Annotated in this window: 12 protein-coding genes; 6 read left to right on the top strand and 6 right to left on the bottom strand. The window is 51.1% G+C overall.

All coding sequences use genetic code 11. The features are described 5' to 3' along the window. Positions 1-81 precede the first annotated feature (81 nt). On the bottom strand, positions 82-1143 hold the full coding sequence (locus AC1VOR_RS11470; protein ID WP_482617919.1) for an LLM class flavin-dependent oxidoreductase: 1062 nt from the start codon (positions 1141-1143) through the stop codon (positions 82-84). A gap of 139 nt (positions 1144-1282) precedes the next feature. Here AC1VOR_RS11470 and AC1VOR_RS11465 point away from each other — a divergent pair, with 139 nt between their 5' ends. Then, positions 1283-2695, top strand: a complete 1413-nt coding sequence (locus AC1VOR_RS11465; protein ID WP_482617917.1) for an MATE family efflux transporter — start codon at positions 1283-1285, stop codon at positions 2693-2695. Between the two features lie 96 nt (positions 2696-2791). Here the strand turns inward: AC1VOR_RS11465 and AC1VOR_RS11460 are convergent, their stop codons facing one another. Beyond that, positions 2792-3331: an NADPH-dependent FMN reductase gene (locus AC1VOR_RS11460; protein WP_482617915.1), complete on the bottom strand. Its 540-nt coding sequence runs from the start codon at positions 3329-3331 to the stop codon at positions 2792-2794. Between the two features lie 264 nt (positions 3332-3595). Here AC1VOR_RS11460 and AC1VOR_RS11455 point away from each other — a divergent pair, with 264 nt between their 5' ends. The 4 genes from AC1VOR_RS11455 (at position 3596) to AC1VOR_RS11440 (ending at position 7019) form a co-directional block, all read left to right on the top strand. Next, positions 3596-4303 carry a winged helix-turn-helix domain-containing protein gene (locus AC1VOR_RS11455; RefSeq protein ID WP_482617913.1) on the top strand — a complete coding sequence of 236 codons (708 nt, stop codon included), beginning with the start codon at positions 3596-3598 and terminating at the stop codon, positions 4301-4303. Beyond that, positions 4304-5269 carry a sensor histidine kinase gene (locus tag AC1VOR_RS11450; RefSeq protein WP_482617911.1) on the top strand — a complete coding sequence of 322 codons (966 nt, stop codon included), beginning with the start codon at positions 4304-4306 and terminating at the stop codon, positions 5267-5269. It begins immediately after the preceding gene. 138 nt (positions 5270-5407) lie between these two features. Beyond that, positions 5408-6340: an ABC transporter ATP-binding protein gene (locus AC1VOR_RS11445; protein ID WP_482617909.1), complete on the top strand. Its 933-nt coding sequence runs from the start codon at positions 5408-5410 to the stop codon at positions 6338-6340. Then, positions 6324-7019 (top strand): ABC transporter permease, encoded by a 696-nt coding sequence (locus AC1VOR_RS11440; RefSeq protein WP_482617908.1) that lies wholly within the window; start codon positions 6324-6326, stop codon positions 7017-7019. The genes AC1VOR_RS11445 and AC1VOR_RS11440 overlap by 17 nt, the downstream gene beginning before the upstream one ends. 85 nt (positions 7020-7104) lie before the next feature. Here AC1VOR_RS11440 and AC1VOR_RS11435 read toward each other — a convergent pair whose 3' ends face one another. Both AC1VOR_RS11435 and AC1VOR_RS11430 read right to left on the bottom strand, forming a co-directional pair. Next, positions 7105-9489 (bottom strand): GH36-type glycosyl hydrolase domain-containing protein, encoded by a 2385-nt coding sequence (locus AC1VOR_RS11435; protein ID WP_482618314.1) that lies wholly within the window; start codon positions 9487-9489, stop codon positions 7105-7107. An 86-nt stretch (positions 9490-9575) separates the two neighbouring features. Continuing rightward, the gene (locus tag AC1VOR_RS11430; RefSeq protein ID WP_482617907.1) at positions 9576-10112 is read right to left on the bottom strand and encodes a hypothetical protein; all 537 of its coding nucleotides are present in this window, start codon (positions 10110-10112) and stop codon (positions 9576-9578) included. Positions 10113-10210: 98 nt separating this feature from the next. Here AC1VOR_RS11430 and AC1VOR_RS11425 point away from each other — a divergent pair, with 98 nt between their 5' ends. Then, positions 10211-11125 (top strand): phosphatidate cytidylyltransferase, encoded by a 915-nt coding sequence (locus tag AC1VOR_RS11425; RefSeq protein ID WP_482617905.1) that lies wholly within the window; start codon positions 10211-10213, stop codon positions 11123-11125. An 80-nt stretch (positions 11126-11205) separates the two neighbouring features. On the opposite strand, the gene AC1VOR_RS11420 is transcribed toward AC1VOR_RS11425, so the two are convergent. After that, positions 11206-12714, bottom strand: a complete 1509-nt coding sequence (locus AC1VOR_RS11420) for an extracellular solute-binding protein (protein ID WP_482617904.1) — start codon at positions 12712-12714, stop codon at positions 11206-11208. Between the two features lie 165 nt (positions 12715-12879). After that, positions 12880-15141: a helix-turn-helix domain-containing protein gene (locus AC1VOR_RS11415; protein ID WP_482617902.1), complete on the bottom strand. Its 2262-nt coding sequence runs from the start codon at positions 15139-15141 to the stop codon at positions 12880-12882. Positions 15142-15438 lie beyond the last annotated feature (297 nt).

Raw genomic sequence — 15438 nt, 5'->3', positions numbered from 1 at the left:
GTGCCCTGCTCTATTATACGAAGGAATGCCAGCTCCCGAGTTAGGCCCGATCCTTATTTTCCGATAACCTGCGGTGCCCTCTCAGGCTTCTTCCTCGCCAGCCGCTTCCCAGCGGGCTATTTCCTCACGGACACGTGGAGCTACCTCGGTCCCGAGCAGTTCAATAGCGCGCATCACATCCTCATGCGGCATCGTGCCAAGCGGGCAATGCAGCATGAACCGGGTAATTCCTACCCGCTTGCGCAGATCGATGATCTTGTTCGCTACGGTCTCCGGATCGCCTACATACAGTGCTCCTTCCGGACTACGCGCCGCGTCATAGCTGGCCCGATCATAACGGCCCCATCCCCGCTCACGTCCAATAACATTCATGACGGCTTGGGTAGACGGGAAGAATTTCTCAACGGCTACCTCATTGCGTTCAGCCACGAATCCATGGGAATGCGAAGCAACCATGAGCTTGGAGACATCATGCCCGGCCTGTGCCGCTGCCCGCTTGTACATCTTCACGAGCGGCGCAAATTGCACCGGGCGCCCGCCGATGATGGCCAGTACCAACGGTAAACCAAGCAAGCCTGCGCGGATAACCGATTCGGTATTCCCGCCGCTACCGATCCATACGGGAAGCGGCTGCTGGACTGGACGTGGATAGATACCCAAATTGCGAATGGACGGACGATGCTTGCCTTCCCAGGTTACTTTTTCCGAGGCACATAATTTCAGTAATAAATCCAGCTTCTCATCGAACAGTTCATCATAATCGTTCAAGTCGTAGCCAAACAAAGGGAAGGACTCAATGAAAGAGCCACGGCCAGCCATAATCTCCGCCCGCCCGTTCGATATGCCATCTAGCGTAGCAAAGTCTTGAAACACGCGTACCGGATCATCCGAGGACAATACGGTCACCGCGCTAGTCAAGCGAATCCGTGTGGTTTGGTGTGCGGCGGCAGCCAGCAACACGGCTGGAGAAGAAGCCGCATAATCCTGACGATGATGCTCCCCGACGCCAAATACGTCCAGGCCGACCTTATCGGCAAGCACGATCTCCTCAACCACCTCACGCAACCGCTCGGCATGACTGATGGTTTCCCCCGTCACCACATCGGGAGTCGTCTCCACAAAGGTACTGATACCAATTTCCATGTTACATTCCTCCATTTTATGTTTATCAATTCAGTGAAGCCCATTCCACGGCCCTATACGAAGACAATATTTTCCGGTAAACTAGGTCAATATACGATGTTCGGAAATTTCTACTATAATGCGAAAAGAATGTGATGACTTGAAACACTTCCTTGCCAAGCATAGAACAAGACTTCGATTAAGGCAAAAGAGCCACGCCCTTCTGGAGAAACATCTGTCGGGCGAATCGATGGATTATCGGCAAATCATCGCCTTGTTCATCCCGATCCTGATTGATCAGGCTTTTATTATCGGCCTCAATCTGGTCAATACGGCCATGATCAGTTCCTCGGGTGTGGCTGCTGTCAGTGCGGTCAATATTGTGGACTCGCTTAATATCTTCTTGATTAACGTATTTGTCGCGGTAGCCACCGGCGGTACGGTATTAGTCGCGCAGTATAAAGGAAGTCGCAATGACCGCAATGTATCACGAGCCTCTGCGGCCACGGTTACCTCCGTCTCTTTGCTGTCTGTGGCTATCGCCTTGCTGCTGATTGCCTTCCATCAGCCGATGCTGAACCTGCTGTTCGGGGCGGCCTCGCCGGAGGTGCTGGAAAGCGCCCGCGTCTATCTGATTGGCAGTAGCATCTCCTATACGGGGCTGGCTACGGTCCAGGCGGTGTGCGCCTCACTGAGAGGAATCGGCAAGACTCGGGCCTCTCTGTTCCTGTCGCTAATCATGAACCTGTTGTATGTGTTGTTGAATGTCCTATTTATTACCCTGCTCGATATGGGGGTATTCGGCATGACGCTTGCCGTCAACATTGCCAGATATGTAGGGGCCGGTTGTGCCTTGTACTATCTGTTCCGGGTAGAGACCTCGTTGCATTTGCAGTTACGAGACCTGTTTCAGTTCCCTATCGAGATGCTGCGCAAAATGTTATTCATCGGCATTCCCTTTGCTGCGGAGCAGATGTTCTTCAATGGCGGCAAGCTGCTGACCCAGGTCTTTATCGTCAGTCTCGGCACCTACGCCATCGCCACCAATGCTATTGCCGGGGCGCTGGCCGGGGTGTTCCAAATTCCGGCCTCGGCCCTGTCGCTCACCATCGTCACGGTAGTAGGGCAATGCATCGGAGGTGGCAACATCCGAGATGCCCGCAAGTTCATCAAGTCCTTCCTGTGGCTGGGCTCGATCTTTCTGGCTGCGCTCAGTCTGATTCTAATGCCATTCTTCTATCCGCTGGTGCATCTCTTTGAGCCGCCGACGGAAATCATTGGCGACATCTTCCTCGTCCTGATGGTGAGCTTGATCGCCCAGCTTCCACTTTGGCCAATCAGCTTCATCTTGCCATCGGCCTTGCGGGCAGCCGGGGACTCACGCTTCACTTCAATTTCTTCCATGTTGACCATGTGGTTGTTCCGCGTCATATTCGGCTACGTGCTCGGAATTACCTTCGGGCTTGGTATCCTCGGCGTCTGGCTGGCGATGTGCTGCGAATGGGGTGTACGCGGGTTCATCTTCCTCTGGCGGTTCCGCGGCGAGAAATGGTATGCGCATAAACTAATATAAGAAGAAGTAGGTCAATTAACCAGGTAATCCTAAAAATCCCCCGTCTCTATCTAAAGAGGCGGGGGATTTGAGCTTTTAACTGATTAACGCCCGATCTTAACGCAGGGTTTTCAATGCGCCGCCCCAAGCATTCACTTGGTCCAGCATTTCATTCAAGTTGGTCAGATGCAATTCAGCAGGTTTGAATGTGCTGAAGTTCTCGAAATCGGTGAACAGGGACAGGGCTACGTGAACACGTACGTCCGCTACCAGCAGTTCGCCCAAAATGCCACGCAGATGCTCAGCCGCACGAGCCCCGCCTACGGAACCATAGCTGACGATCCCCGCAGATTTATTGTTCCATGCTTCACGAGCATAGTCGAGAGCATTCTTCAACGCAGCAGAGATGCTGTGATTATATTCTTGCACGACGAATACGAAGCCATCCAGACTGTTCAGCTTAGCATTCCAGGCAGCAGCTTGCTCGGAAGCATCGGCTTCGCCAAGTAATGGCAGCTTGTAATCAGCGATATCAATAATCTCGTAGTTAGCGTCGCCGCGGGCATCTGCATGCTTCTTCACCCATTCCCCTACTTGTGGGCTGACGCGGCCTTCGCGTGTACTTCCCAAAATAATTCCGATATTCAACTTCGACATGACTTTTTCCTCCTCGATATTGGTAGACCTACTAAATAACTTACCCAAAAATCCCAACCATCACACCACCAGCATATTTCTTTAACTTCTCCAATAACTTTAATGTGAATTATTTGAATGTGAGATTATCATACCTCGGTTAGTTTCGTTTGTCAAGTAACTTACTAAAAGTTTGTTAAGGCGTTTTAGAAGGTCCATTTCTTGTAGAAAAATTCGCCCTGGCTTAGAATAGGGATAAATTCGAAGCAGGAAGAGGCGAAAATCATGGAGGGCAAAATATTCATGGTTGAGGATGATCCCTCCATCAGCACGATGGTGCAGGATTACTTGACCAAAGAGGGTTACGACATCACCCTCGTCGGTGACGGCGAACAGGCGCTTCAGCAATTCGTACCGGGTAGCTATGACTTAGTTCTGCTCGATCTTATGCTGCCCAAAAGAAGCGGGCTGGAGGTATTGGAGCATATCCGCCGGGTTAGTCGCGTGCCCATCCTGATTCTGTCCGCCAAGGATAATGAGGTCGATAAAGCGCTGGGCCTGCGAATCGGAGCAGACGACTACATTGCCAAGCCCTTTTCATTGATGGAACTGGCCGCACGCGTGCAGGCATCCATCCGCCGGGCGACATTGTATTCAAGTCTGGAGCAAGCGGAGCAGGAGGCTACACCACAGTTGCTATCTCTGGGCGATCTGACGGTGGACCCCGATAACTTTACGGTAACCAAGCGCGATCAGGAGATTTTACTTACCCCCAAGGAGTTCCAGATTCTGAAGCTATTCCTGCAACATCCAACCCGGGTATACACCAAGGCCATGCTGTATCAGCAGGTATGGAACGAGGAATACTACAATGACGACAACGTTATTAATGTACATATGAGAAGGCTGCGCGAGAAAATTGAGGACGACCCCTCCCATCCCCGGTATATCCGGACCTTGTGGGGTATCGGCTATCGGCTGGGGGAAGGATAAATGACAGAATACACTTGGCTACCATGGCTGCTGTTGATTCCCCTCATATTATTTGCGTTGCTGTATTGGCACGAGCGCAGGGCAACCCAATCACTGCGCAGGGAGTTATCTTATGTCCATAAGAAGCTTCTCCCCTTCACCGATCCGCGAGAGCCGCTGACTCAAGAACGCATCCTTACGGTAACTGCTCTGCCCGAGTTGCGGGAGCTACTGCAGACTATTAATGCCTTGCTGGATCGGGCAGGTCAGTCGGCGGCAGATTATGCCGGTACAGAGCGAGCGATGCGGATGATGTTGTCCAATGTCTCCCATGATCTGAAGACCCCACTGACGGTCATCATGGGTTATGCCGAGATGTTGTCTCAGCAGCAAGGCCTGCCTGAAGAGGAACAACAGCGTATGCTGGGGGAAGTACATAGGAAGACAGTGCAGGTGCATCAGCTCATCAATACCTTCTTCGATCTGGCCCGGCTGGAATCCGGTGATCTGGACATTCCTCTATCCGTTATAGATGCAGGAGAGGTCAGCCGCCAGCGCATATTGGCCTACTTCGACCTGCTGTCCGAGCAAGGCTTCCAGGTGGATATCCAGTTGCCCGAGCACCCCGTATGGGTATACGCCAATGGGGAAGCCCTCTCTCGTATCCTGGACAACCTCCTGTCCAACGCCATGCGTTATGGAGCCGAAGGCCATTATCTCGGCCTGCTGCTTGAAGAGGACAAGAAGGAGATACGCATTCAGGTCATCGACCGGGGCCGCGGTATTTCATCCAAGGAGCAAGCCCGGGTATTTGAGCGGATGTATACGATGGAAGATTCCCGTAATCGCAATATGCAAGGTAGCGGTCTAGGCCTGACCATCGCCAAGCGGCTGACCGAGCGGTTGAATGGTAAGCTTGGACTGGAGAGCACGCCGGGCGTTCGCACCTGCTTCACTATCACCTTGCCCCGCTCGGAGCGGGCTTGATTAGTGGCGGTATCCCCCTTTGTCGTGAAGGCAAGCACAGTTTCATTGAGCAACGTAAGAAATAAGTAAGAAGTCCGAAATAGAAAAGAGAGTTTCCCCCGTTACGATAGGTATAGATAAAGCAAAGGGAGTGAAACCATGAAGGAATTAGTCAGAACCAGACAGCTTACAAAAAGCTACGGACCTGCCGAAGTGGTGTCCGGGGTTAACATGAATTTGCGTCGTGGCGAAATTTACGGATTTCTTGGACCCAACGGAGCCGGTAAATCGACGGTGATGAAAATGCTGCTCGGCCTGGTGAAGCCCACCGGCGGCGAGATTGAAATCTTTGGCGAGAAGCTGCTGCCCGGGTCTACGGAACATCTAAAGCGCATCGGGCATTTGATTGAAACGCCGGTCTTTTATGAGAAGCTGACCGCAGAGCAAAATCTAGAGCTGCACACGGAGTATATGGGGTATTACAAGGAAGGAGCTATCCGGGAGGCACTGGAAATGGTGCAACTGGTAGCCACCTATGACAAGCCGGTCAAGCAGTTCTCGCTCGGCATGAAGCAACGACTCGGAATAGCCCGAGCCATTGTAACGCGGCCAGAGCTGCTATTGCTGGATGAGCCAATTAATGGACTTGACCCCGAGGGCATTCAGGCGATGCGCCAGCTCTTTGTGCGAATTCGCGATGAATGGGGCACCGCCATCCTGATCTCCAGCCACCTGCTCTCGGAAGTGGAACAAGTAGCCGATACCATTGGCGTCATTGATGGAGGCCGCTTGCTGCGGGAGGTGTCCATGGAGACGGTTCACGCCTCCACCACCGAATATGTAGAGATCGTGACCTCGAACGTTAGCCTGGCTGCTTTTGTCCTGGTGGATACATTAGAGATCGAGAATATCAAGCAAATGGGTGATAACACCATCCGCATCTACGATACCAAGCTGTCGCCAGAGGTGTTGGCCAAGGGGCTGATCGCCAGTGATGTGCCAATCCAATCCATCAACCGCAGGCATCACAGCCTGGAGGAATATTTCTTCGATATGATCAAAGGAGGTAATGAGCATGTTGCAACTCATTAAGCTGGAGCTCAAGAAAGGGCGGTTTGATAGCTACCTCTGGGGTTCTCTCGTTACCTATCTTATCATTGCCGGATTGGTGGGAACCATGTATTATGTCGGAGGTTCAGGCTTGGAAGAGCTCGCCTTCACGACAATGCCCGAAATGTTAGCTCTCATTGATCTCGTGGTTCGAGCCACCTTCATCATCTATGCATCCGTACTATTGTCCAAGCTGGTCATTAATGAGTTCAAGGATAAAACGATTGCCCTGATGTTCTCTTACCCCATCAGCCGTAAGAAGCTAATCTTTGCCAAACTGACTATGGTCTTCGGCTGGACATTCGCTAACGTGGTTATTGCCAATCTGTTGATTGACGCACTCTTCGTCGGAATCAACGCTGTGGTCGGCTATATACCCGGCCAACTTACTACGGAATCCCTGCTTAGCCATGGCCTTACCGTGCTGATGCAAGCCTTCGGCGCTGCGGGGATGAGCCTGCTGCCGCTGGTCATCGGGCTACCTAAGAAATCCGTTCCTATGACCATCGTCTCGTCCATTGTTATCGTCGTAGTGGTGTGCTCCAACAACTTTGGCTTTACCCTCAGTTCCATCATTGCCATTCCGTTATCGCTGGCTGCGCTGGGCATCTTCATTACCTACCTCAGCTTCCGCAATATCGACCGGGTGGACGTTGGTTAAAAGTAATATGTTCGTATGATAAAAAAAACGGCCGTATCAGGGTGAGTCCCTGACACGACCGTTTTTTTGCATTGATTCAATGTAGCTAACCTTCCAGCGGCAGCTTCACCCACACCCGGTATTCCCGGCCTTGCTGCACATCTCGCAGTACGCCATCCTCTACCAGTTGGTCATCCACGTAAACCTCCGCCGACGAAATACCGGCTTCCCGCTTCATTTCGATATCCAGCGTAGCTCCGCGGAAGCTACGGGTCACCTTGGCCTGTGGCCAGGTACTTGGCAACTGCGGACGAATGCGAATTCCGTCCTTGGTGCCCTGTACGCCAAACAATCCGTCGATTAGACAACGGTACACCCAAGGCACGGTTCCTGTATTGAACAGGTGACTGGAGCGGCCCGCTGTACGCGGAAATTGACGATAAGCTCCCCGGTAATAATTCGGGATGAAGATTGGAAGCTGGCCGCGCTGAACGATATCATCCAGGTCTGGCCCAGGCAACATCTTGCGCAGTAGCCGGAACGCATCTTCCTGCTCCCCTACCGTATATAACGCGTAGATGTAGAAGGCAGCAGCATGATTATAGACAGCCCCGTTCTCGGCTGAGCCCGGATGCTTCTGAGTTACCCGCCCTACGTCCTCACGCATCGCGGTGTAGGAAGGAGCCAGCTTCTCCACGCCATACGGCGTCTCCAGTTGCTCCTTGACCGCCTGCATCAGCTTCTCTTTCTTGTCGCTATCTGCAGCGCCGCTAAGCAGCGACCAGCCCTGCGGATTGATGAAGATCCGGCCTTCCTTGTCCGTGTTGATCCCAAATACGACGTTATCATCAGTAATTCCCCGGGCATACCACTCTCCATCCCACAAGTGGCGGTTAACGGCATCGTTGGTCTCCTGCGCAGCAGTACGGTACGCTTGCGCCTGCTCAGCTTGGCCATTTTGTTCACAAATATCGGCCCAGACCTGGAAGGCATAGGCGGTAGCAATTGTTAGCCAGCCGGAGACGCCTTTGCCTTTGTACCCCACCATATTCATCGGGTCACACCAATCCCCTTGATTGATGTAGTTCAATCCCCGCTCGTCACGGTCATGCATCAGCCAGCGCATCGCCCGGTCCACATGCTCATACACCGGGGTAATCTCTTCGCTGCCGGCATAAGGGACCCGTTCCTCCAGAATCGAATAGTCCCCCGTCTCATCAAGATACGTGGCCAGACAAATCGGCAGCCAGACACAATGGTCGGTATGGGGCACCTGGTTGATATATTTCAGTTCCGCATCCGGGTGCAGCACAATCCCGTCCGGCATGGCTCCGCTAGCCTCCTGCTGGCTCATCGCCGTGAGGAAGGACTCCCGTGCCACCTTCGGTTTGATATAGCTCATGCCCATATGGTCCTGTAAGTAGTTACGAGTCTGCGGGTCGGTCGTTAACCGGTTGGTCTGGCCATGATAATAAATTTGCCGGGGCAGCCAGTGGTTAACGAAGTTATCCAGATTTGCATCCGGTGTGCTAATCGTCAGGCATCCTTGACCCTCGCGAATATACTGATCATATTCTTGCAGGGCGGCGGTGAAGCCATCCTCACCAATCTCAGAGCCACGCAGGAAATAAGTCTCGCGGATCTGGGCGATTTGCTGCTCGTCCTGCGCAGGTCCAAACAGGAAGCGGTACTCCTTCTCTTCTCCCGGGGCCAATTCTACACGATATTGCATGACGGCCACCGGTGTTTCGTACCGGGCATCGCCTCCCGCCAATTCCTCCCCAGCAAGGGCGGACGGCATCGTAATGCCCCCCTCCCCTTCGAATGCTTCCTGGCTTACCTCCCAGGAGGTTGGCGATTGCTCCGCAATTAGAAAGGTTTTATCACGGAAGTTCTTGATTTTATCGTAGTCCTGATATTTCTGGTACGGGGTCACAGCGGAGCACACGATAGCTTGAAGCTCCTGAAGATATTCGCCCGCCTGATTCATCCAGGACATATAGCCCACAGTAAAATACGGATACACACTGAGCTTCTTCTTCACGGAAGAGGTATTCTTGATCTTGACGCGCCAGAGCTCCAGCGGATCTTGCTTGGGCAAGCTAAGCGTCATCTCCACCTGCACGCCCTGATGTTCTACGGTCCAGACAATGCTGCTCTTCCCTGCTGCGAAGCTATAGCTATCTGTAGCCACACGTACTGGCTCATAGGGTGCCGAGAATACGCTTTCGGTTTCCTCGTCCTTGACAAAAACGAAGCGACCCGGATGATGAGCATAATACGGCTGCTCCGGCTGCATAAATGTTTTGGCTTCCAGGTTGGGTGCATAGGAATACTTTGCCGGCTCTGGCTGCATGAACTGGGATACGGCATAACCGCGGCAGTTCATATGAATCATCATGGCTTCGTTCCACAGAAATCCCGAAGCCTTAGGCAATATTGTAGGGCTCAGCAGCTCGTAAAATTCCTGATCCTCCGTTGCTCTGAACATCATTAACCCTCTTTTCCTTAATATTGTGTACTTGTCGACAAGTCTATTATACATCGGAAACACAGCTATAGTGAACACTATAATTTTTAAGGCCGATACTCGCTTAGCTTCCCTTCATACACCAGCTTCAGCCGCTCGCATTGACGGAAATCATCCGGCGTCACCAGAGCGGGCAGCTTGTTCCAGAGCTTGATCCCTGAGCGCTCTAGCACCTCGGCGACAAACTGGGAGCAGAAGTAGGAATTGCTGAACTCCACCGGCTCCTTCAAGGCGATGCCAATTACCCCAAGGATATTGTATAAATATTTCTCCCGCTTGCGAATGAAGAGATGCAGCACCCGCTCCATCTTCTCCACCTCACGGCTCGTTACTCTTAGCTCGTAGATTACGCAGGTCGTATTGGGGTATTTGCTAAAGGTCCCGGTCTGGATATCCTCTTTCACAAACCCGCCGTTAAGCGGATTATTCGGATTCTTCCGCCCAAAGCTATATAACTCCGATAGCTCCCGGTTAAAGGAGATGGAAGCATGATTATAGGGAGCCCTAGTATAGCCCTTAATCATCTTGGTGAATAACGTACCTGTATTCGTCAGCAAAATAAACACCGAGCGTTCCTCTAACATCGATGAAATCCCCTTATCAAGTATGGACTATTCCTCCATAATAACATATGATTCCTTTGGTGGAATCTACCTCCTTAAGGAAGCAGGCGACAGTAACAATGAACAATTTACATTGGACGTTGATCGTTATATTTTGGTCCTTGGCGGCCATTCATTCTATATATTTCGTACTCAAACGACGGAACCGCAGCAAGGATTACTCGGTTTGGGGCCAACGATTGTGGACCTGGTGGGGCATGTGGCTGATTTTATGTCTGGCTACCTTGTTCAACCCGATCGTATCGCTGCTGGGCATCATGCTGCTCTCCTTCTTCGCGCTGAAGGAATACTTCTCCATGATTCGTTCACGCAAGGCCGAGCGTCGCTTATATCTTTGGGCATATCTGTCCATTCCCGCACAGTTCTACTGGATATATATCGAGTGGTACGGCATGTTCATTATCTTTATTCCCGTATACGTGTTCCTGTTCCTTCCCCTCCCCCGCATCGTCAATAAAGGTACGGCAGGATTTCTGCGCAGCGTAAGCCGTGTGCAATGGGGCCTGATGCTGATGGTCTTTGGTCTTAGCCACCTGGCCTATTTCCCCTTCGCCACTCCGCAATTCGGCGCCGGACTGGTGCTGTTGCTCGTCGTACTGACTCAGCTTAACGATATTGTGCACTACCTGGCCTCCTACTATATCGGTAAACATAAAATCGCCCCAACAGCCAATCCCTACCTGACCTGGGAAGGCTTCATTGTAGCCATGCTGTCTACGACGGGAGCGGCCTATTTGCTGGCGCCGTTCTTCACCCCGCTTGGTGCCTCCTTCGGCCTGTTCGCAGGCAGTCTGATCGGCCTGGGCGGCTTTATCGGCAGCCTCACGGTCTCCGTACTCAAGCGTGATCTGCGCATCGGTCAAGAGCCTCAAGCTAATCACCCAAGGAAGATTTATCTGAACCTGGTCGACAGCTTGACGTATACGTCTCCCGTATTCTTCCATGTGACAAGGTATTTCTTTGACTTTATGTAGCCATCAAAGTAAAAAAACGGCCGTGCCAGGTGGACTCCCGGACACGGCCGTTTCTTGTTATTCACTCATTTATTATCCGTTTATTGCTTGCTGCGCCATTCCTGGAATTGCTTATCGTATTCAGCAACCACGGCGTCAAGCCCTGCTGCCTTCATATTCTGCAGCGCATTAGGGAAGCCTTTGTCATAATCGACTACGCCATACATCAGCGGATAGATACTGGTCTTGAGTTCCGCCATACTGTTGGCATACTCGCTGGCCACATTGGTCGGATCAAAGTTGAAGCCGATCGTCACACTGTTGATGGCATCCTCCGCAATCGTAGTCCGGCGTTCCAGACGTCCATCTTCGATATTGCTCGGGTAACGGTTGAACTCGACATGCCCAAGCAGCCAGTTCGCCAATTCATACACAGGGGCGCCATTGTCCGTTGTTGCCAAAATGTCTTTCTTATGGTCGCCGGTGTTCTTCCAATGTACACCCTCGATCCCGCTTTGCACCAAGTCGAAGTTCGCTTGGTCACTGAATACCCAGTTCAAGAACTGAATACCTGCTTCCGGATGCGGAGTTGTCGCCGATACACCGTTGGAATTACGCAGCGCATTGGCTCTGAATTTAATCGTGTCGTTCATATAGAACGCGTCATTACGAGCACCAGGGAACGTCTCGCGCACCGCATCGTTAATGCCTACATCACCCGGACGGAACAGGTAACGTCCAGCCAGTTCCTCCTGGTTGATTACTTCGGCCGGAGCCGTCAGAACGTCCTTCATAATCAGGCCACGTTTATAAGCTTCATTCATAAACTGAATGTCTTTCTTGAATTCCTCCGTCTCCAGCCAAGACTTGACCTGGCCTTCCTGATCAACATAGATCAGCGTGTCGACCACAGTGAACGGATAAGTGTCATAGGTCGTGTGCAAGTGGTTAGCAGGCTCTGTTAATACTTTGATATATACATTCTTGTTATCCTGCGGCCAATTCTTCTGGAACACCTCCGCAGCATTCAGCAGTTCTTCCGTTGTTTTTGGCGGTTGCAGGCCATGCTGTTCCAGCATATCTACACGGAACGTAATCATACCTTCGTTCATCGCCACGTCAATCCAGAAGTTGGGAACGGTTACAATTTTGCCGTCCGTCTTAACCGATTCCCAGGCCCAGTCCGGCAGCTTCTCCTTCAGCACGGAGCCGTGCTCATCCAGTAAGTCATTGATGGGAATAATGCCTCCGTTGCCAGCCAGCACGTTAGGTCCCTTGGTATCATGCATGATAGCAATCAATTCGAACTCTTCACCGGTAGACATCATCAGGTTGGTCTTCTGATCCCAGGCATCCCAAGCTATATAGGTCGGTTCATAGACCAGATTGAGACCGTCCGCCTCAAGCTTCTCGTTAATTGCTTTCACAACCTCATCCAAGCCTTCAGGTTCATTGCCAGGAAGCAAATAGCGTACCGGTAATTTCCCAGCAGCCTCCCCTCCTTCTTCTCCCCCGCCGTTTCCTTGCGTGTTCTTATTACCTCCCGAACAACCCGCTAACAGCAACGCGAATATCAGGACTGGTCCAAGCCATCGTTTCCAGTGCTTCATTGTGGAGCATCCCCTTCCGTTTATGTGGTTTGAGTGTTGCTAGTGCCTAATATAATGGAGGGGAAAGCAGTACGTATACTTCAATAATAGGGATTTCTTCTTTTTGCAAACGACTGATTGATTTTGAATTGGGGATTGCCCAAATTTGAATACTGACAAGCTACGTTATTGAGCTGTTCCTTCCCGTACATTACCTTGCAAGCGGAATTGCGCCGGTGACATCTTGTAATGCTTCTTGAACAAAGTATAAAAATAGGTTGTATTGTAAATGCCAACCTGCTCGCTGACAAGTTGCACAGGCATATCGCTAGCCATTAGCAGTTCCTTCGCTTTGGTCAACCTGACCCCGTTTAGATAGTCGTTGAAGGAAATATGGCAGTGCGCTTTGAACAGCTTACCTACATAACTCCGCGAGAGACTTACTTCGCTGGCCACCAGCTCCAGGGAAAGGTCCGGACGCATATAATGCTTCTCCACAAACCTCTTGATGTCGGATATGATCTTCTTGTACCTCGCATCACTCGCTTCTTCCATCTCATCGCACAGCCGGTGAGCCAATTCCTTTAGAGCATCGCCAATTTCCTCCAGCGTCTCGTAGACATCGATGTGGTGAATGAACTGCGAGAAGGATGCAGATACACTGCAATCGCGTAGCGTTTTTGCATGAAATTGCCGATACAAGCTTCCTACCAGTTGGTTCATGTAAAATAATGCTTCATGATACTCGCAATCCCTAATTCCATGCAGCCACTGTTCAATCTCACGGTTCAGACGGAAACGTTGTTGCAATTTAATCGCATCGATGATGCTTGTCTCATATTTATGAGGGTACTCCTTGCTCTCCGCAGGCCCGTCTTCTTCCTGACCGCAAAAATGAATTTGCCCCGCCCCTTGCAAGAAACGCTGCTGTACACAAGTACAGGCTTTTTCGAAGGATACACATAGCTCATCATACTCGTAGGCTGAGGGGCCGATGCCTATCGTAACCGACACGCCTAACTTCTCATAAATTTGACTTTGCAACTCCATAAAGGCACTCCCCGGTTGCGTCGGATAAGGTCCTTCCGAAGCCTTCAATACACCGGTAATCATCCCCTCCCCGGCAATAGCCAGCCGGGCCTCGTGTTCACCGAGCACCTCCTCAGCCATTTTGTAGATTGAAGCATAAGCGAAGGACCTGGTCTCGGCGTCCCCATGATTACGGAAATGACTCAGCTTGTCTACCAGAATGACCATGACTGAATACCGCTTGGCCGGAAAATGTTGCTTGAACCGCTCATATTGCAGTGAATTTCCGCCTTTGAGCATTTGCACCAGTTCCGCTTGCTGCCCTCTGCTGGCCGCCGACTCCATGGCTGATAGGCGTTCCTTCAGTTGGGAGTAACTATCATCCAGCAACGCAAATTCATTAAGCCGCATATTGCCGATTTTCGTCTTGCCTGCCGGCAACATCTTGTCGAGCAAATGGCGCAGCGGATTATAAGCATGATTGGTGAGCCACAGGGACACGCCAAGGCTTAGGGCGAAGATAAGCACAGCCAGACCCAAGGCCGACCACTTCAACAAGTTCATATTAAACAGTAAATTTTTATAATCGCTGACGCTGACAAACATCCAGTCCATATCCGGTGATTTGACATAAGTCACCAACTTGCGTTCGCCGTCCATGAAATAACCGCTGGGCTGGTCCGTCTCCAGAATATGCTGAATATTAGGGTCCCCGGACATGTCGGCCAGGAAGCGATCCGACTCCGAATGCGTCAAGACTTGGCCTTTGGCGTTAACAACAAACAATTCGTCCGCCGCATCATTCTTGTAGCCGCCAATCAACGACTGAATGTACTCCGAATCAATATTGATCAGGAGCGCCCCTCGCGCTGGCATCAAGGAATAATAGCTCGGCAACAGGACGAAGGTCAACACCTGCCGTTCCTGGGAGGAACCTGGCACATTCACCGTTCTGGGAAACAGGTTAAAATAAGAGCCGTTTTTTTGCACAATTTGCTGCAACAGGGGTCGTTCCTGATCATGCGAAATCCCCGTCGTATTCATATAAGTGTCGGTCAATCCGTTATAGAGGCCGATGGACTGTATATATGGATAGGTTGATTGCATTCGCTGCAACGCAAACGATGCATGATATCTCTTGATCTGATCTGCATCGTTATCAAACAAGGCAGAGACGACTTGCCTATCTGCCAGTAACAAGTTACCGATATTATACACTTCATCTTTAATGACGCTGGATACCGCGCTATTCTGCTTCAGCATGGACTCGGATATATGACCAACCTCTCGCGCCGTACTCCAGGAAAACAGGGCGAACAATACTACGGTCACCAGGGCGATAATTCCGGCCGTCAACAGCACGAAGCTAAGAAACATGTTGCGGTAAACAGAATAGCGTATCAGCCTTTGTCTAATCATCTGCCTTTCCCCCTTTGATACTTCCGTTCTAAATAAGTGTATTGAACAAAACTGAAGACTGCGGCGACTTGTTCAGTACACTTTAAAACGTGACACAAGCTGTAAGAAAGCGCTTTAATTATTTCTTATTCTTATTTTAAGTCCTTATCGGAATAGTTCAATAGCCCGTAGGGCCTTCACTAATGATGTGAACTATAAAGCCAGGAGCGAAAAAACCTTGACGGGACAAGGCTTTTGGCCAAACAGCAAGGGCTTCTTCACTTCGGAGTATTGCTCAAACTTGAAGTTAACGCCCAA

The sequence above is a fragment of the Paenibacillus sp. 1SOY10 genome (assembly GCF_056836745.1).
Note: the sequence above shows the minus strand (reverse complement) of the source record. Positions and strands in the feature narration are given on the sequence as shown.